This window comes from Halorubrum sp. FL23, assembly GCF_052439115.2.
Lineage (GTDB): Archaea > Halobacteriota > Halobacteria > Halobacteriales > Haloferacaceae > Halorubrum > Halorubrum persicum.
The window spans coordinates 39,010-62,390 of record NZ_JBQVRO020000004.1; the positions used below are offsets into that span (position 1 = coordinate 39,010).

The window sequence follows — 23,381 nt, forward strand, 5'->3', positions numbered from 1 at the left end:
ACCGGCGGTCGGTCCCCGAAGGGTTGCCTTTATCAGCGCGCCGAGCCAACGGAGGCGTAATGCGAACACCGACTGGCGACCTCTCTGACGGGCCGGCCGAAGAGCTTGGCCGCGACCAGCCCGTCTTCGGACCGGAGATCGGCGAGTTCGAACACAGCGAACGCCGCGCGGCGCAGGCCGACGGCGAGGGCGAGATGAAGACCGGCACCACGACGGTCGGCATCAAGACCGCCGACGGCGTCGTGATGGCGACCGACATGCGCGCCTCTCTCGGCGGCATGGTCTCCTCGAAGGACGTTCAGAAGGTCGAGGAGGTCCACCCGCGCGGCGCGCTGACCATCGCCGGCTCCGTCTCCGCGGCCCAGAACCTCATCTCGACGCTGAAAGCCGAGACGAGCCTCTACGAGACTCGCCGCGGAAAGGACATGTCGATGGAAGCGCTGTCGACGCTCACCGGGAACCTCCTCCGGTCGGGCGCGTTCTACATCGTCCAGCCGATCCTCGGCGGCGTCGACGACGAGGGCGCCCACATCTACTCGATCGACGCCCTCGGCGGCACGACCGAGGAGGAGTACACCGTCACCGGCTCCGGCTCCCAGTACGCCCTCGGTGTCCTCGAACAGGAGTACCACGATGACGTGAGCGTCGACGAGGCGAAGACCATCGCCGCGAAGGCGATCCAGTCCGCCGTCGAGCGCGACCTCGCGTCCGGCAACGGGATCAACGTCGCCGTCGTCACCGACGAGGGCGTCGACATCACCCGCTACAAGGACTTCGACGACCTCCTGTAAGGCGGCCCCCGAACTCGTTTTGCGACCCGTTCCGCGCTGTCAGTCCGCCCGTTTCCCTCCACTCACCCGTTTATCCGTTTCGTACCGAGCGGTTCCGCCGCGCCCAGTGACGCGCCGACAGCCTAGGCGCCGCGATCCTCGACGGCGTCGGCGTCTGTCGCGTCGTCCACGTCCCTCGGCGACTGGATCCCGTCCCCCCAGTAGAACCGCGGACCGAGGACGAGGTAGCCGGCGGAGAGGAACAGCAGCGCGAACGCGAACCCCTCCCCGATCCACGTCGGGAGGAGCGACGTGACCATGTGGCCGACCGGGGTGAGGATCACGGCCGCCTGTACGACGCCCATCACGAGCGCGTCCTGCGCGTGGAGGTCGGGGTACGTGACGGTCGACCCCATCAGCAGGGCGAACGCGGCGGTCGCCGCGACGAGCAGCGGGGGGGCGGTGTAGCCGGCGATGACGGCCGCGGCGAGCACCGTGGCCGCCAGCGTCGTCGGCACGCCGACCGTCTCGCGCTCGTCGGTGTCGTAGGCCGTGTACATGCCGAGCCGGGCGACCGCCATCGAGACGAACAGGGCCGCGACGGCGACGCTCGCGGCGACGAAGACCGGTTCGGTCGCGAACGCCCGCGCATCGAGGACGACGAACGCTACGAGCGCGGCGGGAGCGACCCCGAACGACGCCACGTCGGCCAGCGAGTCGAGGTACGGACCGGCGTCCGTGGAGCCGCGATGCCGCGCGACGACCCCGTCGAGCCCGTCCGCGACCGCGGCGAGCAGGATGAGGCGGGCCGCGAGCCGGGGGTCGACGGCCGCAGCGACGACCGCGAGGAAGCCGACCGCCGCGTTCGCCACCGTCACCGCGTCTGCGAGCCCGAGCCGCCCGACGAACCGCAAATGCATACGGGATCGGTTGCCGAGCCGGGTTTTAGGGTTTGTTATCTCCGAAACGACTCCCGCTCACGCCGGCGCCCGGTTCGCAGTCTCCCCGCGCCGACCGACGCCGCGCTTCCGTCCGGGCGCGACCGGCTCCGCGTTCCGTGCGACGGGATCGGCGTTGCTGGAGCGTACACCCCGATCGGGCGAAGTATTAACAACGCGTTGGTCCAACTTCTGTCCATGGATCCGATTACCCTCCAATCCGGGCTCGGCTTCGGCCTGGTGAGCGTTGGGCTGCTCTTCCTGCTTCTGGTGGTCGTCACGCTGTGGCAGTCGTTCGAGATCGTCGACGCCTACGAGAAGAAGACGCTCACCGTCTTCGGTGAGTACCGGAAGCTGCTCGAGCCGGGTATCAACCTCATCCCGCCGTTCGTCTCCCGCACCTACGCGTTCGACATGCGGACCCAGACGCTGGACGTTCCCCGTCAGGAGGCGATCACGCGGGACAACTCACCGGTGACGGCGGACGCGGTCGTCTACATCAAGGTGATGGACGCCAAGAAGGCGTTCCTCGAAGTGGACGACTACAAGAAGGCCGTCTCGAACCTCGCGCAGACCACTCTGCGCGCCGTCCTCGGCGACATGGAACTCGACGACACGCTGAACAAGCGGCAGGAGATCAACGCGAAGATCCGGAAGGAGCTGGACGAGCCGACGGACGAGTGGGGGATCCGCGTCGAGAGCGTCGAGGTCCGCGAGGTCAACCCCTCGAAGGACGTTCAGCAGGCGATGGAGCAGCAGACCTCCGCCGAGCGCCGTCGCCGCGCAATGATCCTCGAAGCGCAGGGGGAACGCCGCTCCGCCGTCGAGCAGGCCGAGGGTGACAAACAGTCCAACATCATCCGCGCGCAGGGCGAAAAGCAGAGCCAGATCCTCGAGGCACAGGGGGACGCCATCTCCACGGTCCTCCGCGCGCGCTCGGCCGAGTCGATGGGCGAGCGCGCCATCATCGAGCGCGGCATGGAGACCCTCGAAGAGATCGGCAAGGGCGAATCGACGACGTTCGTCCTCCCGCAGGAGCTCACCAGCCTCGTCGGCCGCTACGGCAAGGCCCTCTCCGGCTCCGACGTTCAGGAGATGGAAGGGCTCGACGGGAAGGAGTTCGACGACGACACCCGGAAGATGCTCGGGCTCGACGACATCGACGAGATCCTCGGGCAGATCGAGGAGTCCGCGGAGATGAACGTCGAGGAGCTGGAGAAGGAGGCCGAAGCCGTCAAGGCCGGCGGCGCCGGCGCGGACATCAAGTCGGCCGACGAGGTCATCCAGGAGATGGACGAGGAGGCCGTCGACGGCGACGCCGAGACCGACCGAGAGAGCTGACCGAGAGACGCCCTCGCCGTCGCCGATCGCGATTTGGGACCGCAGTGTTCCGTCGACGGGTGCGACGCCCTATCGACGCCCACCGCCCGGAACGGTCCGATACCGCCCCGAACGAAGTGCTTTAGTCGAACGGACGACGATTACGCCCGTGACAGACGGGATCGACGGGCGGAAACGCGAGACGCTCCGGCGGTTCGCCGCCATCGGAGCCGCCGCGCCGTTCGTCGGGACCGCAAGCGCCGACTCGGACGGCGACGGGGGCGACGCGAACGAGACCCGCGAGGCGATCCGCGGGTACGTGCCGACGACGCCCGGCGCTCACTTCTCGAAGCTTCGCGACGACCTCCGGCTCGGCACCGGCGAGGCGCAGCACCACCTCCGGAAGCTGGAGGAAGCGGGCGAGATCGAATCGGCGAAGGACGCCGACTACCGACGGTACTTCCCGGCCGACAGGTTCGGCGACCTCGACAAACGCGCGCTCGGGTACCTGCGGCGCGATACGTCCCGGGGGATGATCCTCGCGCTGCTGCGCGACCCGACGGCGACCGGCGCGGACCTGGCGGCCGAGCTCGGGGTCTCCCGACCGACCGTGAGCACCGCCGCCGCCGACCTCGAAGCGACCGGACTCCTCGACCGGACCGACGGCTACACGCTGACCGAACCGGAGCGGCTGCTCACGCTCGTCGTTCGGTACGCCGACTCCTTCGACGCCGACGCCGTCGCGTTCGCAGACGACGCGTCGTCGCTTGTCGCGTACGACCCGTAACCGCGCTCTCGTCGCGGACTCGCGCGCTTCGTCAGACCGTGACCATCCACGTCGTTCCCGACGAGTATCCCCACTTCTCGACGTCGATGTCGGCGGCCGCGTCGGCGACCGCGCTCATGTTCGCGCCGACTTCCTTCGCCGAGAGATCGAGCTCGTCGGCGATCAGCCGCGATTTGAAGTACGTCTTGTCGGCGGCGTTCTCGCGGAGATACCGCAGGATGCGCGTCTGTTTCGCGGAGAGGCCAGCAGATTCGACGGCAACCGCGTCGGGTTGGACCGTGCTCATACCGGAGACAGGTCATGTCTCCTCATAAACCGGTTGGTAGACCGAGTTAACACCTCGCAGTCATGCGATTTTGTCGCTGAAAGCGGTCACGGACGGGTGACGAGCGCCGCGTTTCGGTACAGCTCTCGAACCGTCACGTCGGGGGGCGGGGCCGGTCCGCAGCTGCGCCGGGACCGGTCGGTCTCGGACCCGGATCGGAACGAAACGAGAGCCGTTCCGGGTCAGTACAGGTCGGAGACGAACGGTCCGAGCGCGCCGGCGACCGCGGTTGCGAGGGCGTCAGCGCGGTCGACGCGACCGCGCGTGAACGCACCTGCCGCGCCGCCGCGTCGCGCGACACCCTCCGTGTCGAGGAGGTCGTCCATCACGGGACCGAGTTCCTCGCCGTCCTCGATCCGGGCGGCCACGTCCGCGGGGAGTTCGAGGCTCGGACCGGCTCCCCGTCCAGTACGCGACCCGTCTGAGACGGCCGCCCACATGACGAGGAAGAGCCCGTCAGCGCCGTCGAACCCAGCGACGCCGCCCTCGATCCCGACCGCGAGGTCGTACGTGTCCGGCTCCGCGTCGAGGACGGCCGCGGCCCGATTCTCGGCGCCGGCGATCGTCTCGGCGTGGCCGGTCGGCTGCTCGCTCACTCCCGACGGGACGGGGACGGTCTCGACCGCGATCGCTTCAGGGTCGCCCCGGAGGTCGTGGAGGGCGCCCGTCCCGGAGTCGCGGGAGACCGTACCGGGATCGGAGTCGCGCTCGACGCCGAGCGCCTGTTCGACCGCGCGCCGCTTCACCGGGTTCCCGCTGCCGACGCCGACTCGCATACCCAAGATCGGGCGACGGGCTACGAATAGCTCTCGGTCCCCGGATGGAGCAGGCGCGCCAGCCGCTCGACGCCGTCGACGAGGGCGGGGCTCGGCTGGTTTAAAAGTGAGTCGTCGATCACGTGGACGGGGGCGTCGACGGCCCAGTCGCGTTCCTCGACGGTCGCCGGGTCGACCCGGTCCCCGTGCCCGCAGACGTGGACGATCACGTGGTCGGGGTCGGCTCGCTCGACGGTCGCGAGCGCGACCTCGCGGGAGCGCTCGCCCGGCTCGACGAAGGGGTACCGACCGCCGGCGGCGCGGACGGCGTCGGGGACCCAGTTCCCGGCGGCCATCGGCGGGTCCGACCACTCCTCACAGTAAACGGTCGGGCGGGGACGGTCCGCGACCGCGTCGGCGATTCGATCGAGGCGGTCCCGGGCCTCGGCGGCGAGGCGGTCGCCGGCCTCCGGTCGCCCCACGTCGGCGCCGCGGGCGGCGAAGGTCGCGATCACCTCGTCCAGCGTCGCGGGCTCGCGGTGGCGGACGGCGAACCCGCGCTCGCGGCAGTCGTCCGCGAGGTCGCTCTGGAGCCCGTCGCTGGTGAGGACGACGTCCGGAGCGAGCTCGGCGACGCGGTCGAGGTCGGGATTGAGCCAGCCACCGACGGGAGCGGGCGACTCCGTCCCGTGTGCGGCGCCCGCGTCGTCCGGGGTGTCGCAGTGGTGCGTGACGCCGACCAGCGTCTCGGCGGCGCCGAGGGCGGTCACGGTCGCCGTCGCGCTCGGAGCCAACGAGACGACGCGGGGGGAGCTCATCGGAACCGGCTCGGAGCGCCACCGGCCCAAGCGTTTCGGTCGTCACGAGAGATCCCGAAAACACGTGATAGATCGTGTCCTTTCGTCGGGTTTCCGGCGACGCGTTCCGGTCGTTTTAAGTTCGGTTCCGCCGTCTATCGGACAAGATCGCTCTCGGGCCGTGTTCAGTTACCGAGAGGGGGTTTAGCCATGAGTGAACGATTACACACGCGGGGGAGTCGCTCCCGAACGGAGACGGACGAGACGGAATCGGAACAGACCGACGAGACGCTCAGTTGTCCCGAGTGCGACGGCAACGTCATCAACGACGAGGAACACGGCGAGAGCGTCTGCGCCGACTGCGGGCTCGTCGTCGAGGCGGACTCGGTCGACCGCGGGCCGGAGTGGCGCGCGTTCGACTCCCGTGAGAAGGACGAGAAGAGCCGCGTCGGCGCCCCGACGACCAACACGATGCACGACAAGGGGCTCTCGACGAACATCGACTGGCGCGACAAGGACGCGTACGGGCGCTCACTCGGCGCCCGTCAGCGCCAGAAGATGCAGCGCCTCCGCAAGTGGAACGAGCGGTTCCGCACCCGCGACTCGAAGGAGCGCAACCTGAAGCAGGCGCTCGGCGAGATCGACCGCATGGCCAGCGCACAGGGGCTCCCGGACAACGTCCGCGAGACCGCATCGGTCATCTACCGCCGCGCGCTCGACGAGGACCTCCTCCCCGGCCGCTCCATCGAGGGCGTCTCCACCTCCTGCGTGTACGCCGCCGCCCGGATGGCCGGCGTCCCGCGCAGCCTCGACGAGATCGCCGACGTCTCCCGCGTCGAGAAGGCGGAGATCGCCCGGACGTACCGCTACGTCGTCCGCGAGCTCAAGCTCGAAGTGAAGCCGGCCGACCCCGAGCAGTACGTCCCCCGGTTCGCCTCCGACCTGGAGCTCTCCGAGGAGTCCGAGATGCGCGCGAAGAGCCTCCTGCGCAACGCGAAGGAGAAGGGCGTCCACTCGGGCAAATCGCCCGTGGGGCTCGCGGCCGCCGCCGTCTACGCCGCCGCGCTCCTCACCAACGAGAAGACGACGCAGGCCGCCGTCTCGGAGGTCGCCGACATCAGCGAGGTCACCATCCGGAACCGCTACCACGAGCTGCTCGAGGCCGAAGACGGTCTCGTCGCCTAACCTCGACCCGACGACGCTTTTCTGGCCACCGATCGGTTCCGCTTCCCGCCGGACGCACACACATAAGTCCCCGCCCGCGGAACCCCCGCGTATGTTCGAGGCGTTCGTCCTGACTGCGAGCACGGCCGACCTCTCGGAGGAACCGCGCGCTCGCGAGCACGCCGACGCCGTGGAGTTCCGGATGGACCTCGCGAGCGACCCGCTCGCTCAGCTCGACGCGTACGACGGCGAGCTCCCGCTGCTCGTCACGAACCGGGCGACGTGGGAGGGCGGCGAGGCCGGCGACCTCGGCCGGTTCGACGCGCTCTCGACCGCGGTCGCCCGCGACGCGGTCGCCGCCGTCGACGTGGAGCTCGCCGCGCTCCGCGGGAACGCGCCCGAGGGTGAGGAGTCGCACGCGACCGCGCTCCGCGACACGGCGCGTGAGGAGGGCGTCTCGGTGGTCGTCTCGGTCCACGACTTCGAGTCGACGCCCGAGCCCGCCGCGCTCGTCGACCTGCTCACCGACGCGGCGAGCGAGGGCGACGTGGGGAAGCTGGCGACGACCGCGACCGCGCCGGCGGACGCGCTCGCGATGATCGAGGCGACCCACGAGGCGACCGCGGCCGGCCATCGGGTCGCGACGATGTGCATGGGCGAACCGGGGCGGCACACCCGTGCGGTCACCCCCCTGTACGGCTCGAAGATCGGCTACGCGCCCGTCGATCCGGCGAACGCGACCGCGCCCGGGCAGTACCCGCTGGCGACGCTCAGAGAGCTCGTCGACGGGCTGGGAGGGGACGGGACGGACGAGTGAGACAGCCACGGCAAAGAGCCAAACCGCTTTACGACCGCCCGCGTAAGTGACGGCAATGGCGACGTGCGACGTGTGTGGGGAGTACGAGAACCTCCCGTACCAGTGTAAACGGTGCGGCAAGACGTTCTGTGCCGATCACCGCCTGCCCGAGAACCACGACTGCCCGGGCCTCGCCGAGTGGGACGACCCCGGCGGGGTCTTCGACAGCGGGTTCGACGAGGGCGTCGAGGCCGGCGGGGCGGGTGGCTCCGGCTCCGGGTCGTCGGCGGGCGTCGTGGGGCGTCTCAAGCAGCGGCTCGACCGCGAGACGAGCACCGGCGGGCTCGTGAGCTACTTCCGCGGGAACGCGACCTACGCCATCCTGGCGGCGATGTGGATCACGTTCCTCGCGCAGTGGGTCGTGACACTCACCCTCGGCGAGGCCGCTCACAGCCAGCTCTTCGTCCTCCGGTCGGACGCGCTCGGGAACGTCTGGACGTGGGTCACCTCGGTCCTCTCGCACTCGCGACTCCAGCTGTTCCACATCATCGGCAACAGCATCGTCATCCTGTTCTTCGGCCCGCTCGTCGAGCGCGCGGTCGGGTCGCGCCGCTTCGTCGGGTTCTTCTTCGGCGCGGGGGTCCTCGCCGGCCTCGGCCACGTCCTGTTCGCGATCGCGACCGGCGCGCCGACCGTCGGCGTGCTCGGCGCCAGCGGGGCCGGCTTCGCGATTCTCGGCGTGCTCACCGTGTGGCGACCGAACATGCAGGTGCTCCTCTTCTTCGTCATCCCGATGAAGATCAAGTACCTCACCTGGGGGATCGCGCTCATCTCGGCGGTGCTCGTGATCCAGACCGGAACGGGCGGCGTCGGCGGCATCGCGCACCTCGCGCACCTGATCGGCTTCGCCATCGGCCTCGCGTTCGGCAAGCGCAACGAGAGCCTCGCGCGGTCCGCGGGTGGCCCCGGCGGGATGCAGATGGGCGGCCCCCGCGGTCCGGGCGGCCCCCGTGGACCGGGCGGGCCGGGAGGGCCCGGCGGGCGGTTCTGAATGGGACCCGATCCCGCGGCCGATCCGGCTCACGGCGGTCACAACGGCGTCGTCCGCCCCGAGTTCCTCCCGGACCCGACGCTCTCGCACGAGGAGATGGCGTCGCTCCAGCGCGAGATCGCGTCGACGGCGACGTTCGCGGACGACCACGGGATCGAGCCGGCCGCGGTCGCGATCGACGAGCCCGCGGACCTGACCGACGGGCCGCCGGACGCGCGCCAAGAGACGCTTCCGGGCCCGGGCCGGAGTGCCGACGCTCCGGACGCCCCGGTCGTCGTGGGGATCGACCAGGCGTTCCTGACGCCCGACGACGGGGAGGACCGGGCGGTCTCCGCCGCGGTCGCGATCCGCGACGGCGACGTGATCGAGTACGCGAGCGCCGTCACGCCGCTGTCGATCCCGTACATCCCGGGCCTGCTCGCGTTCCGGGAGGGGGAGCCGATGCTGGCGGCGCTCGATGCCCTCTCCGTCGAGCCGGACCTGCTGGTGTGTGACGGCTCCGGTCGGGTCCACTTCCGAGAGGCGGGCGTCGCGACCCACGTCGGCGTCCTGCTGGACGTGCCGAGCGTCGGCGTCGCGAAGAGTCTGCTGTGCGGCGACCCCGACGAGCCGACCGACGAGCGCCCGGAGGGATGGCGGACGCCGATCCGCGCGGACGACTCGGTCAAGACGGCGGAGCCGGACGCCGCCCCCGTCATCGGTCACGCCTACCAGTCCCGTCAGTACCCGAACAGCCGGCGCGTGAACCCCCTGTACGTGAGCCCCGGCCACCGGGTGTCGCCCGCGACGACCGTCGAGCTCGTCGCGGCGCTGTGCGCGGGCTACAAGCTCCCGGAGCCGACCCGGATCGCGGACGCGTACGCGGACGCCGTGAAGCGGGACGCCGCGTGAGGGCGAGGCGCGGCGTGAGGGCGAGGCGCCGGGCAGCGCGAAGATCAAGCGTCGTGTGCTACCAATTACCACAGTCAGGCGGTTTTTATACGCTGGGTCGCGAACGCGAACGCATGGGAGACGAGGAGACCGAGGGTCCGATGTCCGCAGAGGAGTTCCGATCGCTGACGGACGGTCTGGTCCGGCAGAGTTCCGGCGGCGGGACCACCGTGTACAAAAACGCCGCGGGGGTCGGCTGCCCGAACCCCGACTGCGACCGCGGCGTCTTTCAGACGCTGTTCGTCAGCGACCACGGCTGGCAGCAGATCGGCGCGACCCGCGACGGGATCGATCTGTGTCTCTGTAACACCGAGTCGAAGCGGCTCGTGTTCATCCACGACGAGTGAGTCGGGCGGCGGTAAGTCGGACGATAGCGAGTCGCGAGATAGCGAATGGGAGGACGGCGAGTCGCGCGACGGGTCGGACAGCACGGTGAGTACCTTTTTCAGGGATCGCGTACCAGCGGGCGCATGCCGCTCGCCCTCCCCATCAGCGCCGAGGATGTCGCCGATGCCCTCTTCATGTCGGTCACGACGCTCGTCGGGTTCCTCGTCGGCGGGGTCATCGGCCTCGCAGTCGGCCTGTTCGCCGGCTACGCGTACCTCGATCTCACAAGCCGCATCGCCGATCTCGAAGCGGCCGTCAACTCGCTCGTCCGGGAGCGGGACGACCTCCGCGAGCGTGTGGCGGAGTTGGAAGCCGCCCGGGACGTCGCGACCGACCGAGACGACTGATCGGACGACTGGTAAGCCCCCGACGACCGCTCGGCCGTGCGGATCGGCGTCAGTCGTCCGCCGTCGATTCGCCGCCGGCGTCGGCGGCACATCGGTTCGGACCGAGCTCCAGCTCGATCGCCGCGGTCTCGTCCGGCGGGGAGTCGACGCCGCGGTTCGCGGCGATGACGCGCTCGTAGTTCGGTGGCTTCTCCGGCAGCGTCGCCGTAATCTGCTCCACGAACGCCTCGGCGTCGAGCCCGAGCACGTCGATGTCGCGGCGCGCCGCGCCCACCGTCGTCGTCACCGGCTCGCCGGGCACGACGCCGTCGGTCGTCCCGTCGTTCGCGACCGCGAAGTGGCCGGGGCAGACGACGACGCTGTCGGGCTCCGCGAGCAGCGTTCCGTGGAGCGAGTTGTACAGCTGCGTCGCTCCGTACGCCGCGCCGTCCCCCGACGCCGGCCCCGCGTCGGCATCATCGTCGGCGCCGAACTGCAGCTCCGTGCGGCCGACGCTGTCGGTGAACAGCGTGTCGCCGGTGAGGACCGCCGACCGGCCGATCAGGTAGCTCGCCATGTCGGAGGTGTGGCCGGGCGTCGCGAGCGCTTTCACGCTGATGCCGCCGACATCCAGCGTCTCGTTTCGGGAAAGCGGCTCGAACGCGTACGCCACGTCGCGCTCGGCGGCCGCCGCCGGGAGGTAGTAGGGCACGTCGAGCGCGTCCGCGAGATCGCGACCCCCGGAGAGGTGGTCGGCGTGGACGTGGGTGTCGAGCACCGCGGCGATCGCGGCGTCGTGTGCCGCGGCCGCCTCCCACCACTCCTCGCCGTGGCGTGAGACGTCGACGGCGATGGCGACGCGGTCGAAGTCATCGGAATCGGCGGCGACACGGTCGGGGGCACCGGAATCGGCGATGGCGGTGTGATGGGCTCCGTCGGCGGTCTGCCCTGCGTCGGCCGCTTTCCCGCCCACAACGAGGTAGCCGAGACACCCCTTCGCGCGCCGCTGGATCTGGACGATGTCGAGCGGGTCGTCCCCCGCGTCGGGGAGGGGGACCGCGGCCCGGTCGTACACGCTCGACCAGCCGCGCATCCCGTCGGCGACGACCGCGATGTCGTCGTACCCCGCGGCCTCCAGCTCCGCGGCGAAGTCGAGCGAGGCCTTCCCCTTCGCGCAGGTCGTCACGATCGCGTCGTCGGGCTCGAGGCCGGTTTCGGCCTCGAAGTCGTCGACGTCGAACTCGTGGAACGGCTTGTAGAAGTAGTGGATCGAGTCGGCGATCCGCCAGCTCTCGTAGCTCTCGCGGAGACGCGTGTCGACGAGCGCGAACGTCCGTTCGCCGCGCCGGCGCTCGTCGATCCTGTCGCGGAACGCGTCCGCGTCGATGACGGTGGGCATAGGCCACGGTTGGTGCCGAGCGGCAAAACGCTGTCCGGTGGATCCGAACCGGAGCGACGGCGTCGGGCGCCCGTGATGGACAGGTTTTAGCCCGGCGACCTGACACATCGGCGCATGGTCGAGGCGTTCGCGGTCGCCAGCGGGAAGGGCGGCACGGGGAAGACGACGAGCACGCTCGCGCTGGGGATGGCGCTCGCCGAGGAGCACGACGTCACCGTCGTCGACGCCGACACGGGGATGGCGAACCTGCTGTTCCACGCCGGGCTCGACGACGCGGCGGTCACCCTCCACGACCTCCTCGTGGAGGGGACCGCGACGGACGTGTCGGAGGCGACGTACGACCGGTTCGGGCTGAGCGTCGTCCCCTGTGGCACGTCGCTCGCGGGCTTCGAGGCGGCCGAGCCGGGCCGGCTCCGCGAGGTCGTCGCCGACCTCGCCGGCGACGCCGACGTGCTGCTGCTCGACTCGCCGGCCGCGCTCGGCTCGAAGTCGGCGGTGCTCCCGGTCGTCCTCGCCGACCGCGTCGTCGTCGTCGTCGAACCGACGATCCCCGCGCTCTCTGACGGGCTGAAGGTCCAGGAGTACGCCCGCTCGTACGGGACGGAGACCGCCGGCGTGCTGTTCAACAAGGTCCGCGGCGACGCGGCCGACGTGGCCGAGCAGGCCGAGCGGCGGTTCGGCGGCCCCGTTCTCGCCAACGTCCCCGAAAGCGGCGCCGTCAGGGCCGCGAGGCGCGCCGGGAAGCCCCTGCTCGCGCACGCCCCGGAGAGCGAGCCGGCCGCCCGCTACCGGCGGGCCGCGGCTCGGCTCGAGGTTCGCGACGGGGACGAGGGGAGCGTCGCCGACCGCTTCCGGAGCGCGGTCGTCCCCGACACGCCATGACCGGGACCGCGGAGTCGCCGGCGCTGCGGATCCCCCGCGGGGATCTGTTGCGGTCGCGCGTCGTCACCGACGTCGGCACGGCGCTCGGCCGCGCGCTCGATCGAGAGCTGACCGGCTACGCGACCCTCGTGCCACAGGAGACGCTCCTGCTGGAGGGGGACGCCCGCGGCGTCGTCACCTTCGCCGACGGGGTCCCCGTGCTCGCGTACAACACGGTGAGCGACAGCGGGGGTCCGGACGCGCTCGCCGAGCTCGCGGTCCCCGGACCCTACCGCGTCGAGCTGTACGCGGTCGAGGACGGCGCGCTCGACGCCGCCCACGAGGAGGAGGCGCTCCGCGTCCCTCCGGGCGCCGCGGCGACCGAGCTCGCCGACGACCAGACGCTCGCCGACCGCACCCGCGACGCGGCGCCCGACCATCGGCTGGACGCCGACCGCGACGACGACGGCGACGCGGTCGCGGCGTTCCTCGAAGACGACGAGCGGATCGAGGCGATCCGCGAACAGGCGCGCTCGGAGGCGGCGGAGCGGGCGTCCGAGTGGGGGCTCGACGACGCGCTGGCGGACGGGGGCGAGTTCGACGACTGAACCGCCACAGCAGTTAGGGTTCTGCGCCCCGTACGCCGAGTATCACCGTCCTCCGTCTCCTCCGCCTGACGTCGCCGACCGACTTCGCCGACTGGTACGCCGCGAGCCGCGCGTACACCCGCCACGTCGCCGAGGGGATGGGGTTCGAGGGCGCGGACGCGCTCGACGGCTCGCGGGTCGCGGCCGAGCTCCGCGACGATCCGTCGGCCCTGTCGCCCGCGGCGGCGCGCTCCGTCGCGGCGACGCTGCTCGCCGACGGCCGGTTCTCCGAGCCGTACTGCGAGTGGCTCCCGCTGTGGTACGAGACCGCCCTGATCGCACCGGTCCGGTACGGGGAGTGGCGGCTCCGGCGGGTCGCCGCCGCGGTCGCGGACGCCGCGAACGTGACCGTAACCGCGCCGCAGTTCTCCCGCGCGCAGGACGTGACCATCGACGGTAGGCCGGCGCTCGAGCGGGTCTCTGGCTTCCGCGACCGGTTCCTCCTCGCCGACGCGCTGTTGCACGTGGAGTGGTTCGAACACGCCGCGGCCGCCGACGGTATCGAGGTTCCGTCGGGGCTCGTCGAGCGGACCCGCGAGGAGTCGCTGTCGTACTACGGCGGCGACCGCGACCGCCTCTCCGAGCCGGTGCGGCGGTTCCAGCGGCTGCTGTTCGCCGACGACGCGTGGGTCCGACGGGTTGACGAGAGCTACGGGCTCGACAGCGGCCTGTTCGGCCTCTGGGAGCGGCTCCTCCGCGCGGAGCGGGAGCGGCTCGCGTCGGCGTGACCGTTCCGGAGCAACGGGTCCGCGCGAACGGCCGCGGTCGCTCGACGACCGCTGTTACAACCCCTGTAACATGTGTTAGGTCCCGTGTTCGGATCGGGAGGTAAGTATTCGAGTGGATGGACCGTAGCCGGGTGTACGAGCCGTCGATCGGTTCGTCGTTCCCCGGAACGCTTCGGCCCTCTACCACGTTTCCCGTTCCGTGTCCGTCACGGGCATCGACCAGCGGCGGCCGCCCGGGACGCGCGGTTCGCACCGATGCGATCACTCGACAGCGAGTAATCTTTTATTCACAGTTACTCAGTCCGGAAGCTTCATACGTCGGCTCACGGATCCTCCGAGCACACGAATGGCAGTACTCTGGCTCGAGGATGTCGACGCCGACGACGTCGGGACCGTCGGCGGGAAGGCGGCTTCGCTCGGTGAACTCATCGGCGCGGGGCTCCCGGTCCCCCCGGGGTTCACCGTCACTGCGGGCACGTACCGTACCTTTATCGAAGAGGCGGAAATCGACGAGGAACTGTTCGCCGCGGTCGACGTCGATCCAGAGGACTCCGCCGCGCTCCGCGAAGCCGAGGAGACGGCGGCGGAGCTGATCCTCGAGACGCCGCTTCCCGACGACGTTCGCGAGGAGATCGTCGAGAGATACCGAGCGATGGGCGAGGACGGCGAGGAGGCGTTCGTCGCGGTGCGCTCGTCGGCGACCGCCGAGGACCTCCCGGACTCCTCCTTCGCCGGTCAGCAGGAGACCTTCCTCAACGTCCGCGAACAGGACCTGATCCGGCGGGTGAAGGAGTGCTGGGCGTCGCTTTTCACCCAGCGGGCGATCTACTACCGACAGCAGCGGGGGTTCCCGCACGCCGAGGTCGACATCGCGGTCGTCGTCCAGCGGATGGTCGACGCCGAGAAGTCGGGCGTCATGTTCACCAGCCACCCCTCGACCGGCGACCCGCAGATCACGATCGAGGCCGCGTGGGGGCTCGGCGAGGCGGTCGTCTCGGGCACGGTGTCACCGGACAACTACGTGTACGACCGTGACCGGGGCACCGTCGACGAGGTGACCGTCGCGGACAAGAAGGTCGAGATGGTCAAGGACGCGGAGACGGGCGAGACCGTCACGCTGGACGTCGACGACGACCGCCGGAACAGCCGGGTGCTCTCGGACGCGGAGATCGAGGAGCTCGTCGGACTCGGCGAGCGCGTCGAGGACCACTACGGGACGCCACAGGACGTGGAGTGGGCGATCTACGACGGCGAGATCTACATGCTGCAGTCCCGACCGATCACGACGATCCAGGAGTCGGAAGGGGGCGCCGACGGGGCGGAAGCCGGCAGAGACGGTGACTCCGCCGGCGACGGGAGATCGGGCCAAGCGGGCGTCGCCAACGACGATGACGACGCCGACGTGCTCGTCGACGGCCTCGGCGCCAGCCCGGGCGTCGTCTCCGGGACCGTTCGGATCGTCCACAAGCTCGACCACCTCGACCAGGTGCAGGAGGGCGACGTGATGGTCACCGAGATGACGATGCCGGACATGGTCCCCGCGATGAAGCGGGCCGCCGGAATCGTCACGGACGAGGGCGGAATGACGAGCCACGCCGCGATCATCTCCCGGGAGCTCGGCGTCCCCGCGGTCGTCGGTACCGGGAACGGAACGCGGCTCCTGAACGACGGGCAGAGCGTCACGCTCGACGGCGACAAGGGGACCGTCCGCGCCGGCACCGACGAGGAGGCCGAGGCCGGCGAGGAGTTCGAGCCGGTGGAGGCCGCGCGGCCGGAGACCCCCGTCAAGCCGATGACGGCGACGGAGGTGAAGGTGAACGTCTCGATCCCGGAGGCGGCCGAGCGCGCCGCCGCGACGGGCGCGGACGGCGTCGGACTGCTCCGGATCGAACACATGGTGCTGTCGCTCGGGAAGACGCCCGAGAAGTACATCGCCGACCACGGCGCCCGCGCCTACCAGGACGAACTCATCGAGGGCGTCCGGCGGGTCGCCGACGAGTTCTACCCCCGACCGGTCAGGGTCCGGACCATCGACGCCCCGACCGACGAGTTCCGAGAGCTCGAGGGCGGCGGCGGCGAGCCCGCCGAGCACAACCCGATGCTCGGCTGGCGCGGGATCCGCCGGAGCCTCGACAAGCCCGAGCCGTTCCGCCAAGAGCTCGCGGCGTTCGCGCGGCTCTACGAGATGGGGTACGACAACCTGGAGGTGATGTTCCCCCTCGTCAACGACGCGAGCGACATCGAGGGGATCAAAAGGCACATGCGCGACACCGGGATCGACCCCGAGACGCACCGGTGGGGCGTGATGATCGAGACGCCGGCGAGCGCGCTGCAGATCGAGGAGCTGGCGGCCGCCGGGATCGACTTCGCCTCCTTCGGGACGAACGACCTCACGCAGTACACACTGGCGGTCGACCGCAACAACGAGCACGTGGCCGACCGGTTCGACGAGCTCCACCCGGCGGTGTTACAGCTCATCGGCGACACGATCGAGACGTGTCGGGAGCTGGGCGTCGACACCAGCATCTGCGGACAGGCGGGGTCGAAGCCGGAGATGGTCGAGTTCCTCGTCGAGGCGGGCGTCTCCTCCATCTCCGCGAACATCGACGCGGTGCGGGACGTACAACACGAGGTGAAGCGGACCGAACAGCGGCTCCTCCTCGATTCGGTCCGCTGACGCGGTCGCAGACCCGAGCCGCCCGGGCGGAGCGCCCGGAACGGAACGGGTAAGAGCCTCCGCGGCAAGGATTGGTCGAATGCAGCAGCCCGAGCCGCAGTCGTTCGACCGGGTGCTCTCTTCGATGTGTACCGAGCCGCATCCCGCGGCTCGGGAGGCGGCGGAGCGGTTCCTCGCGACGAATCCGGGCGACCCGGCCACGTACGAGACGGTCGCGTCGCTGGAAGAGCGCGCGGTCGAACTGCTCGCGACGCTGGCGGACCACCCGACGCCGGCCGACGCCGCGGGATACGTCACCTCCGGCGGCACGGAGGCGAACGTCCAGGCGGTCCGGTCGGCGCGGAACCGCCACGACGCGAGCGACGTGAACGTCGTCGTCCCCGAGAGCGGCCACTTCTCGTTTCACAAGGCGGCGGAGCTGCTCGGCGTCGAGCTCCGGACGGTGCCCGTCGACGACGACTTCCGGACGCGGACGGACGCCGTCGCGGCCGCCGTCGACGAGTCGACCGCGCTGGTCGTCGGCGTCGCCGGGAGCACGGAGTACGGACGGGTGGACCCGATCCCGGAACTGGCCCGGATCGCCCGCGAGGCGGGCGCGCGGATGCACGTCGACGCGGCGTGGGGCGGGTTCGTGCTCCCGTTCACCGACGCCGAGTGGGCGTTCGGCGACGCCGCCGTCGACACGCTGACGATCGACCCGCACAAGTTCGGGCAGGCGGCGGTGCCGGCCGGCGGCCTCCTCGCCCGCGACGACGCGGCGCTGGACGCGCTCGCCGTCGACACGCCCTACCTCGAGACGCGGTCGCAGGCGACGCTGACGGGGACGCGGAGCGGCGCGGGCGTCGCCGGCGCGGTCGCCGCGATGGAGGCGCTGTGGCCGGACGGCTACCGGGACGCGGTCGAGCGCGCGACCGCCAACGCCGACTGGCTCGCGGCGGCGCTCGACGCGCGCGGGTACGACGTGGTCGATCCGGAGCTGCCGCTCGTCGCCGCGGCGCTCCCCGAGCCGGAGTTCGACGCGCTCCGGGAGGCGGGGTGGAAGGTGTCGCGGACGGGACGCGGCGAGCTCCGCGTCGTCTGTATGCCCCACGTGACGCGGGAGGCGCTCAGGGCGTTCGTGGCGGACCTCGACCGGATCCAAGACTGACACCCATCGCCCCGACCGCGTCCGGGGCGGCGGACACGATCGCCGGCAGGCGCGCCGCCACAGAACGAACGCGTCAGTCTACGAACCGCACGCCGGTGATTTCGAGGCGCGCGCCGCCCGAGGAGCGCTCCGTCACCCGCACGGCCCAGCCGTGCGCTTCGGCGATCCGCCTGACGATCGAGAGCCCGAACCCGGAGCCGCCGTCAAGCGCCGAGCGGCCGCTCTCGAACGCCGCCTCAGGGTCCGCCTCGGAGGGTCCGCCCCCCGTGTCCTCGACGTAGAACCCGTCAGAGAGTCGGCCGACCCGTATCGTCGCGTCGCTGCCGCCGTGTTCGACGCCGTTCCGCAGCACGTTCTCCAGCAGTTGCCGGAGCCGGCTTCGGTCGGCTCGGATCCTGCCGTCGAGCGTCACGTCGAGCGTCGCGTCCGCCGCCGCCACGTGTGTCCAACACGCCTCGACGAACGCCGGCAACTCCACGACCTCGACGTCTCGGACCTCCCGCCCCTCACGCGACAGCGTCAACAGATCCTCGATGAGCGTGTCCATCCGCTCGTGCGCTCGGGCGACCGCATCGAGGTGTGGGCTGTCGCAGTCGTCCCGCGCGAGCTCCACGTGTCCTTCGGCGATGCTCAGCGGATTCCGGAGGTCGTGGGAAACCACACTCGAGAACTCGTCGAGGCGGTCGTTCTGCCGTTCCAGTGTCTCCTCGTACTGTTTCCGGTCGGTTATGTCTTGGACCGCCCCGCGCAGCGTCACGACCTCGCCGTCCTCCAGTTCGGGCTTCCCTTGGACGCGGAGCCACCGAACGCTGTCGTCCGGCGTCCGAAACCGGGCCTCGACGTCGAACGGCTCGCCGCTCGAGAGCGCCTCGTCGACCGCGTTCGCAACGAGCGGGCGGTCCGCCTCGTGGTAGAGGTCGAGGGCGTCCTCCAGCGGGGGCTCCTCCTCGTACGCACCTCCCAAGAGGTCGAAGAGGTGGTCGGTCCAGGACACCTCCATCGTCTCCGTGTCGATCTCCCACCCGCCGACATCGGCGATGCGTTCGGTCTTTTCGAGGAGGTCCCGCACCCGCTCGATCTCCCGCTCACGGGCCCTCCGCCCGGATAAGTCGCGTCCGATGCCGACTAAGCCGGCGATCTGCCCGTCGGAATCGGTCAGGCGAGCGCCGGTGAACTCGTAGGGGAGGTGCGACCCGTCCGCGGTGGCGAACTCCGCCTGCACCGTCGCTCTCCCCGTCTCGATCACCTCGCGGATCGAGTCGAGTACGCGTTCGGCGTCGTCGTCGCTGAAGAACTCGGCGACGTGCATCTCCGCGATCTCGGCGTCCGAATACCCCGTCACGTCACGCAGGCTGTTGTTCCACCGCCGGAGCGAGCCGTCCGTGTCGACGACGTAGAACGTGTCATCGAGGGTGTCGAGCGCCTGGTTGATGAACGCCTGCTCTTCGTCGAGCGCTTGCTGCCGGCGTCGCTGTTCGGTGATCTCCTTCGCGGAGACGATCAGTGAGACGACGCTTCCGTCGTCGTCCGTCACGGGGCGTAGCGTTCCGGTGATGCTGTACGGATCGCCGTTTGGCCGCGTGAGGTCCGCGTCGAACGACACGTACTCACCGGCCGCTGCGCGTTCGACCCAGCCTTCGACGTCGTATCCGCTCGCGTCGTCCCACCACGGAGTCCGCCAGAACGGGTCGCCGACGATCTCCTCGTGGTCGGGCCCGATGAACTCCATGGCAGTGTGATTGATCTGTTCGACGCGGCCACCGGCGTCCAAGATGCCGACGAGCACCTGGGGGTCCTCGAAGACGGCCTCGAAGCGACGCTCGTTTTCTTTCTGCTCTCTGAGCGCGCGGCGCCGGCTGACGGCGTTTCTGATGCGGTTGGAGAGGATCGTGTACTGACTGGTGCCGGCTTTCTTCTGGAGGTAGTCGGTGACGCCGGCGGTGATCGCGTGACTGGCGATCTGCTCGCTTCCCCTGCCGGTGAACAGGATGAACGGCAAGTCGGGATGGTCCTCACGGACGGCTTCGAGGAACTCGACGCCCGTCCGATCGGGCATCTCGTAATCGGAGACGATACAGTCGATGTCGGTGTCGCCGAGCCGGGCGAGCCCCTCCTCCGTCGTCGTCGCCATGTGGACCACGAAGCGGTCATCCTCGCGTTCGAGGAACCGCGCGACCATCTCTGCGAAGTTGGGCTCGTCATCGACGTGGAGTATCTGAATCGGTGTGGAGGTATTCATAGGAAATGATCGACGGTGATAAATCGGGTTGTATGGCGTATGAGACGGCTGGCGGACTAATATGTCGTGGTTGCTTCAGTGTCATTTTGGCGCGAGACTCGACCGCACACCGCACCACGGCTCGCCCGCCGGACACCGCCTCCGCGAGAGGCCGCCCGCTTTTCACCGGTGCCGCAGCAACCCCCGCCGTGACGCCCTTCAGCGACCTCGCCCGGGCCGCTTACTGCCCCCGACAGCTCTACTACGCGCGCCGTGAGAACGATCCGGACGTTCCCGACGAGGCGCGAGCGCGGATCGACCTCGCCTTCCGGTATCCGGCGCTCGCCGACGCGCCGGACGCGACGCTCCGTCGGCTCCCGATCCGCCGGTCGCCGGCCGCGTACCGCCGGAACCTCTCGCGGCTCCGGGAGCGCGACGACTACGCCGCACTCGTCGATCCGACCCACGAGCGCGTCTTTCGGGCCGGCAAGGAGTGTCGCGGAACGGTCCACAAGGTGCTCGCGGGGGGAGCGGCGGGCGAGCCGCCGGTCCCCGCGGTCGTCTCACCGGGCGAGCCGCCGGAGAACGGCGTCTGGGAGCCGCAGGCGGTCAAGGCCGTCGCCGTCGCCAAGGCGGTCGCGTGGGAGCGCGAGCGCGAGATCCCGCGCGCGCTCGTCGAATACCCGAGCGTCGGGACCGTCCGCGAGGTCCGGCTCACCACGCGAAAGAAGGCCGCCTATCGGCGGGCGCTGCGGGCCGCCCGCGCGATCGACGGCCCGCCGTCGCGCGTCGACGACGACCGATGTTCCGCCTGCGAGTACCGGGAGCGGTGCGGCACCGGTCGGCGGACGCTCCGGTCGCTACTCGGGTGAGTCGGCCGTCGAGACAAGCCCGCACGCGCCGGTGACGCCGGCTACGGCGAGAAGGTGGACCCGCACTCGGTGCAGGTGAACCGGAACCGTCCCTCGTCGGTCAGCTCGGTCGCGTGGGGGAGCTCCTCGCCGCACTCGCGACACTCGATCAGCGACTCGATCTGGTCCCAGTCGTGGCGCGCACCGGGGGCGCCGAACGCCCACGCGACGACCTCCTCCTCGGCGTCCTCGCGCACGAAGCCGGACTGGAACTCTCCCGGCGCGAACCGGATCAGCTCGCCGGCCTCGACGTCGACCCGCTCGCGCTCGCGGCCCACTTCGAAGGTGGCGGTTCCCGAGAGCACGTAGAAGATCTCCTCCTGATCGCCGTGGGTGTGGAGCCCGCCCGAGAAGGCGTCGCCGGGAGCGAGCTCGAAGTAGTTCATCGCGACGTGGTCGGCGCCGAGCGCCTTGGAGACCGGCTTTCGCACGTCGTGGACGCCCATCGGGTTCGTGACGACGTCGACGTCGTCGACCGCGGTTTTCCGCATACACGCTCGTCCGACGGGAGCCGTATAACCGTGTCCCCGCCGTCGGCACATGGTCTCAGGGGTGGGCCGGTCGTCAGAAGGGGGACCGCCCGAACGCACCGCAGCGGTCGCTCCGGTCAACGCTGTCACGACCCGACGATTTTATCCGTGTGTGACGCGTCGGCACGGATACGAATGACACGAGACGATCGTGATCGTTCGGGGGATAGAGGAAGTCGCCTCACGGCGGCTGGCCGCGAAATTCTCCGACGATAACGACACCGGGGCACGACCGCCCCGCGGCGGCACCGACCCTGAACCCACCGAGGAGCCGACGGATTTCCTTTTGACCCGAACACAACTCACCACACTCGACGAGGTACAGCTGCTAGACACCACCCTGCGCGACGGCGAGCAGATGCCGGGCGTTTCCCTGACGCCGGGCGAGAAGGTCGACCTCGCTCGCGAGCTCGACGCGGCCGGGATGCACCTGATCGAGGCCGGCTCGGCGTGCACCTCGGAGGGCGAGCGCGAGGCGATCCGCCGGGTGGCCGACGAGGGGCTCGACGCGACCGTGACGAGCTTCGCCCGCGGCGTGAAGCGGGACGTCGACCACGCGCTCGACTGCGGCGTCGACGGGATCAACCTCGTCGTTCCCGCCTCGGACAAACACGTCGAGACGAAGGTCGGATCGACCCGCGACGACGTGGTCGAGACGACGGTCGAGCTCGTCGAGTACGCCAAAGACCACGGGCTGTGGGTCGAGGTGCTCGGCGAGGACGGCTCCCGCGCCGACCTCGACTACCTCGAACGCCTGCTCGGCGCGGGGCTCGACGCCGGCGCCGACCGGATCTGCTACTGCGACACCGTCGGCGCGGCCGACCCGGAGCGCACCGCCGAGGTCGTCTCCCGGCTCGCCGACCGAGGGCCCACGAGCCTCCACACCCACGACGACCTCGGCTTCGGCGTGGCGAACGTCCACGCCGGCCTGAAGGCGGGCGCCGACACCGTCCACGGGACCGTCATGGGCGTCGGCGAGCGCGCCGGCAACGTCGCCTTAGAGGAGGTCGCCATCGCGCTCGATCAGTCGTACGACATCGACACCGTCGAACTGGAGCGGCTCTACCGGCTCTGTCGGACCGTGAGCGACGCGACCGGCGTCGCGCTCCCGCCGAACAAGGCGGTCTGCGGCGCCAACGCCTTCGCCCACGAGTCGGGGATCCACACCGACGGGACCCTGAAGGACGGGACGATGTACGAGCCGTACCCGCCGGAGACGGTGGGGCGAGAGCGACGGCTCGTCCTCGGTAAACACGCCGGGCGCGCCGGCGTCAAGGCCGCGCTCGCCGAGCACGACGTGGCGGTCGACGACGACGAGCTGAGCGAGGTCGTAACTCGCGTGAAGGAGCTCGGCGACCGCGGGAAGCGCGTCACCGACGCCGACCTCCTCGCGATCACCGAAGACGTGCAGGGCCGCGAGCGCGACCGCCACGTCGAGCTCGTCGACCTGTCGGCGACCTCCGGCGGGAACCTCCCGACGGCCTCGGTCCGGCTCCGCGTCGGCGACGACGAGCGCGTCGCCTCCGGCACCGGGTCCGGCCCGGTCGACGCCGGACTGGAGGCGGTTCGGGCCGCGCTCTCCGGGGACCACGCGGGGGAAGGCGTCGCCTTCGAGCTCGACTCCTACCACGTCGACGCGATCACGGGCGGGACCGACGCGGTCGTCACCGTCGAGGTCGACCTCTCGCGCGGCGACCGGTCCGTGAGCGTCTCATCGACCGACGCCGACATCACGCGAGCCAGCGTCGTCGCGATGGTCGACGGGCTCGACCGACTGCTCTCCGCCGCCGAGGACGGGTCCACGCCGGACGCGGCCTCGCTCGCCGACGACTGACGCGGAGACACCGAGGCCGGTCCGCCGCCCGCGGCGACGTGAGCGGCGGCGTCTGACGAGGTTTTTAAGCGATGCCGCCCGAA

23 protein-coding genes are annotated in these 23,381 nt (G+C 70.5%); 16 read left to right on the forward strand and 7 right to left on the reverse strand.

All coding sequences use genetic code 11. From position 1 onward, the window contains the following. Positions 1–59 precede the first annotated feature (59 nt). Complete coding sequence (gene psmB, locus ACT4MF_RS06105; RefSeq protein WP_099256204.1) at positions 60–791, forward strand: archaeal proteasome endopeptidase complex subunit beta; 732 nt, start codon at positions 60–62, stop codon at positions 789–791. 122 nt (positions 792–913) lie between these two features. On the opposite strand, the gene ACT4MF_RS06110 is transcribed toward psmB, so the two are convergent. Further along, positions 914–1,690: a protein sorting system archaetidylserine synthase gene (locus tag ACT4MF_RS06110; protein ID WP_444682186.1), complete on the reverse strand. Its 777-nt coding sequence runs from the start codon at positions 1,688–1,690 to the stop codon at positions 914–916. Between the two features lie 216 nt (positions 1,691–1,906). On the opposite strand from ACT4MF_RS06110, the gene ACT4MF_RS06115 reads away from it, so the two are divergent. Continuing rightward, positions 1,907–3,049 carry an SPFH domain-containing protein gene (locus tag ACT4MF_RS06115; protein WP_444682185.1) on the forward strand — a complete coding sequence of 381 codons (1,143 nt, stop codon included), beginning with the start codon at positions 1,907–1,909 and terminating at the stop codon, positions 3,047–3,049. Positions 3,050–3,197: 148 nt separating this feature from the next. Then, positions 3,198–3,815 carry a winged helix-turn-helix transcriptional regulator gene (locus tag ACT4MF_RS06120; protein WP_444682184.1) on the forward strand — a complete coding sequence of 206 codons (618 nt, stop codon included), beginning with the start codon at positions 3,198–3,200 and terminating at the stop codon, positions 3,813–3,815. Positions 3,816–3,846: 31 nt separating this feature from the next. Here ACT4MF_RS06120 and ACT4MF_RS06125 read toward each other — a convergent pair whose 3' ends face one another. The 3 genes from ACT4MF_RS06125 to ACT4MF_RS06135 form a co-directional block, all read right to left on the reverse strand. After that, a complete protein-coding gene (locus tag ACT4MF_RS06125) occupies positions 3,847–4,101 on the reverse strand; it encodes a DUF7123 family protein (RefSeq protein WP_444682183.1) in 255 nt (84 codons plus the stop codon). 221 nt (positions 4,102–4,322) lie between these two features. Then, positions 4,323–4,925 (reverse strand): DUF84 family protein, encoded by a 603-nt coding sequence (locus ACT4MF_RS06130; RefSeq protein ID WP_099255370.1) that lies wholly within the window; start codon positions 4,923–4,925, stop codon positions 4,323–4,325. A gap of 11 nt (positions 4,926–4,936) precedes the next feature. Further along, complete coding sequence (locus tag ACT4MF_RS06135) at positions 4,937–5,713, reverse strand: cobalamin-binding protein (RefSeq protein WP_444682182.1); 777 nt, start codon at positions 5,711–5,713, stop codon at positions 4,937–4,939. A gap of 189 nt (positions 5,714–5,902) precedes the next feature. Between ACT4MF_RS06135 and ACT4MF_RS06140 the strand changes: the two genes are divergently transcribed. From ACT4MF_RS06140 to ACT4MF_RS06165, 6 genes are all read left to right on the forward strand, one after another. Beyond that, positions 5,903–6,877 carry a transcription initiation factor IIB gene (locus tag ACT4MF_RS06140; protein WP_099255367.1) on the forward strand — a complete coding sequence of 325 codons (975 nt, stop codon included), beginning with the start codon at positions 5,903–5,905 and terminating at the stop codon, positions 6,875–6,877. Positions 6,878–6,968: 91 nt separating this feature from the next. After that, the gene (locus ACT4MF_RS06145; protein WP_444682181.1) at positions 6,969–7,673 is read left to right on the forward strand and encodes a type I 3-dehydroquinate dehydratase; all 705 of its coding nucleotides are present in this window, start codon (positions 6,969–6,971) and stop codon (positions 7,671–7,673) included. Between the two features lie 55 nt (positions 7,674–7,728). After that, positions 7,729–8,703 (forward strand): rhomboid family intramembrane serine protease, encoded by a 975-nt coding sequence (locus tag ACT4MF_RS06150; protein ID WP_444682180.1) that lies wholly within the window; start codon positions 7,729–7,731, stop codon positions 8,701–8,703. Next, the gene (locus ACT4MF_RS06155; protein ID WP_444682179.1) at positions 8,704–9,594 is read left to right on the forward strand and encodes an endonuclease V; all 891 of its coding nucleotides are present in this window, start codon (positions 8,704–8,706) and stop codon (positions 9,592–9,594) included. Positions 9,595–9,707: 113 nt separating this feature from the next. Then, positions 9,708–9,980, forward strand: coding sequence for a DUF7385 family protein (locus tag ACT4MF_RS06160; protein ID WP_012659832.1), 273 nt, complete (start codon positions 9,708–9,710; stop codon positions 9,978–9,980). A gap of 123 nt (positions 9,981–10,103) precedes the next feature. Next, the gene (locus ACT4MF_RS06165; protein WP_099256021.1) at positions 10,104–10,367 is read left to right on the forward strand and encodes a bZIP transcription factor; all 264 of its coding nucleotides are present in this window, start codon (positions 10,104–10,106) and stop codon (positions 10,365–10,367) included. Positions 10,368–10,416: 49 nt separating this feature from the next. Here ACT4MF_RS06165 and ACT4MF_RS06170 read toward each other — a convergent pair whose 3' ends face one another. Further along, positions 10,417–11,745 carry an MBL fold metallo-hydrolase gene (locus ACT4MF_RS06170; protein ID WP_444682178.1) on the reverse strand — a complete coding sequence of 443 codons (1,329 nt, stop codon included), beginning with the start codon at positions 11,743–11,745 and terminating at the stop codon, positions 10,417–10,419. 114 nt (positions 11,746–11,859) lie between these two features. Between ACT4MF_RS06170 and ACT4MF_RS06175 the strand changes: the two genes are divergently transcribed. From ACT4MF_RS06175 to mfnA, 5 genes are all read left to right on the forward strand, one after another. Further along, the gene (locus ACT4MF_RS06175; protein WP_099256019.1) at positions 11,860–12,627 is read left to right on the forward strand and encodes a nucleotide-binding protein; all 768 of its coding nucleotides are present in this window, start codon (positions 11,860–11,862) and stop codon (positions 12,625–12,627) included. Continuing rightward, a complete protein-coding gene (locus ACT4MF_RS06180) occupies positions 12,624–13,214 on the forward strand; it encodes a DUF8054 family protein (protein WP_444682177.1) in 591 nt (196 codons plus the stop codon). The genes ACT4MF_RS06175 and ACT4MF_RS06180 overlap by 4 nt, the downstream gene beginning before the upstream one ends. 41 nt (positions 13,215–13,255) lie before the next feature. After that, positions 13,256–13,981 (forward strand): DUF8116 family protein, encoded by a 726-nt coding sequence (locus ACT4MF_RS06185; protein ID WP_512053243.1) that lies wholly within the window; start codon positions 13,256–13,258, stop codon positions 13,979–13,981. 346 nt (positions 13,982–14,327) lie between these two features. Further along, on the forward strand, positions 14,328–16,658 hold the full coding sequence (ppsA, locus tag ACT4MF_RS06190) for a phosphoenolpyruvate synthase (protein WP_444682175.1): 2,331 nt from the start codon (positions 14,328–14,330) through the stop codon (positions 16,656–16,658). A 79-nt stretch (positions 16,659–16,737) separates the two neighbouring features. After that, positions 16,738–17,805, forward strand: coding sequence for a tyrosine decarboxylase MfnA (gene mfnA / locus ACT4MF_RS06195; protein WP_099256015.1), 1,068 nt, complete (start codon positions 16,738–16,740; stop codon positions 17,803–17,805). 73 nt (positions 17,806–17,878) lie between these two features. On the opposite strand, the gene ACT4MF_RS06200 is transcribed toward mfnA, so the two are convergent. Further along, on the reverse strand, positions 17,879–20,044 hold the full coding sequence (locus tag ACT4MF_RS06200) for a PAS domain-containing sensor histidine kinase (protein ID WP_444682174.1): 2,166 nt from the start codon (positions 20,042–20,044) through the stop codon (positions 17,879–17,881). Positions 20,045–20,232: 188 nt separating this feature from the next. Here ACT4MF_RS06200 and ACT4MF_RS06205 point away from each other — a divergent pair, with 188 nt between their 5' ends. Beyond that, positions 20,233–20,895 carry a Dna2/Cas4 domain-containing protein gene (locus ACT4MF_RS06205; protein WP_099256013.1) on the forward strand — a complete coding sequence of 221 codons (663 nt, stop codon included), beginning with the start codon at positions 20,233–20,235 and terminating at the stop codon, positions 20,893–20,895. Positions 20,896–20,936: 41 nt separating this feature from the next. Here ACT4MF_RS06205 and ACT4MF_RS06210 read toward each other — a convergent pair whose 3' ends face one another. After that, entirely contained in the window at positions 20,937–21,425 is a 489-nt protein-coding gene (locus tag ACT4MF_RS06210) for a cupin domain-containing protein (RefSeq protein ID WP_099256012.1), read from the reverse strand. A gap of 325 nt (positions 21,426–21,750) precedes the next feature. Here ACT4MF_RS06210 and ACT4MF_RS06215 point away from each other — a divergent pair, with 325 nt between their 5' ends. Then, a complete protein-coding gene (locus ACT4MF_RS06215) occupies positions 21,751–23,298 on the forward strand; it encodes a (R)-citramalate synthase (protein ID WP_444682173.1) in 1,548 nt (515 codons plus the stop codon). The last annotated feature ends 83 nt before the right edge of the window (positions 23,299–23,381 follow it).

What these genes read in the sequence shown, in the direction of transcription:
- ACT4MF_RS06210 (WP_099256012.1), bottom strand. Translation starts at nt 21,425, where the DNA reads ATGCGGAAAACCGCGGTCGACGACGTCGACGTCGTCACGAACCCGATG.
- ACT4MF_RS06175 (WP_099256019.1), top strand. Translation starts at nt 11,860, where the DNA reads ATGGTCGAGGCGTTCGCGGTCGCCAGCGGGAAGGGCGGCACGGGGAAG.
- ACT4MF_RS06110 (WP_444682186.1), bottom strand. Translation starts at nt 1,690, where the DNA reads ATGCATTTGCGGTTCGTCGGGCGGCTCGGGCTCGCAGACGCGGTGACG.
- ACT4MF_RS06135 (WP_444682182.1), bottom strand. Translation starts at nt 5,713, where the DNA reads ATGAGCTCCCCCCGCGTCGTCTCGTTGGCTCCGAGCGCGACGGCGACC.
- mfnA (WP_099256015.1), top strand. Translation starts at nt 16,738, where the DNA reads ATGCAGCAGCCCGAGCCGCAGTCGTTCGACCGGGTGCTCTCTTCGATG.
- ACT4MF_RS06155 (WP_444682179.1), top strand. Translation starts at nt 8,704, where the DNA reads ATGGGACCCGATCCCGCGGCCGATCCGGCTCACGGCGGTCACAACGGC.
- ACT4MF_RS06180 (WP_444682177.1), top strand. Translation starts at nt 12,624, where the DNA reads ATGACCGGGACCGCGGAGTCGCCGGCGCTGCGGATCCCCCGCGGGGAT.
- ACT4MF_RS06165 (WP_099256021.1), top strand. Translation starts at nt 10,104, where the DNA reads ATGCCGCTCGCCCTCCCCATCAGCGCCGAGGATGTCGCCGATGCCCTC.
- ACT4MF_RS06145 (WP_444682181.1), top strand. Translation starts at nt 6,969, where the DNA reads ATGTTCGAGGCGTTCGTCCTGACTGCGAGCACGGCCGACCTCTCGGAG.
- ACT4MF_RS06140 (WP_099255367.1), top strand. Translation starts at nt 5,903, where the DNA reads ATGAGTGAACGATTACACACGCGGGGGAGTCGCTCCCGAACGGAGACG.
- ACT4MF_RS06170 (WP_444682178.1), bottom strand. Translation starts at nt 11,745, where the DNA reads ATGCCCACCGTCATCGACGCGGACGCGTTCCGCGACAGGATCGACGAG.
- ACT4MF_RS06200 (WP_444682174.1), bottom strand. Translation starts at nt 20,044, where the DNA reads ATGAATACCTCCACACCGATTCAGATACTCCACGTCGATGACGAGCCC.
- ppsA (WP_444682175.1), top strand. Translation starts at nt 14,328, where the DNA reads ATGGCAGTACTCTGGCTCGAGGATGTCGACGCCGACGACGTCGGGACC.
- ACT4MF_RS06125 (WP_444682183.1), bottom strand. Translation starts at nt 4,101, where the DNA reads ATGAGCACGGTCCAACCCGACGCGGTTGCCGTCGAATCTGCTGGCCTC.
- ACT4MF_RS06160 (WP_012659832.1), top strand. Translation starts at nt 9,708, where the DNA reads ATGGGAGACGAGGAGACCGAGGGTCCGATGTCCGCAGAGGAGTTCCGA.
- ACT4MF_RS06150 (WP_444682180.1), top strand. Translation starts at nt 7,729, where the DNA reads ATGGCGACGTGCGACGTGTGTGGGGAGTACGAGAACCTCCCGTACCAG.
- ACT4MF_RS06115 (WP_444682185.1), top strand. Translation starts at nt 1,907, where the DNA reads ATGGATCCGATTACCCTCCAATCCGGGCTCGGCTTCGGCCTGGTGAGC.
- psmB (WP_099256204.1), top strand. Translation starts at nt 60, where the DNA reads ATGCGAACACCGACTGGCGACCTCTCTGACGGGCCGGCCGAAGAGCTT.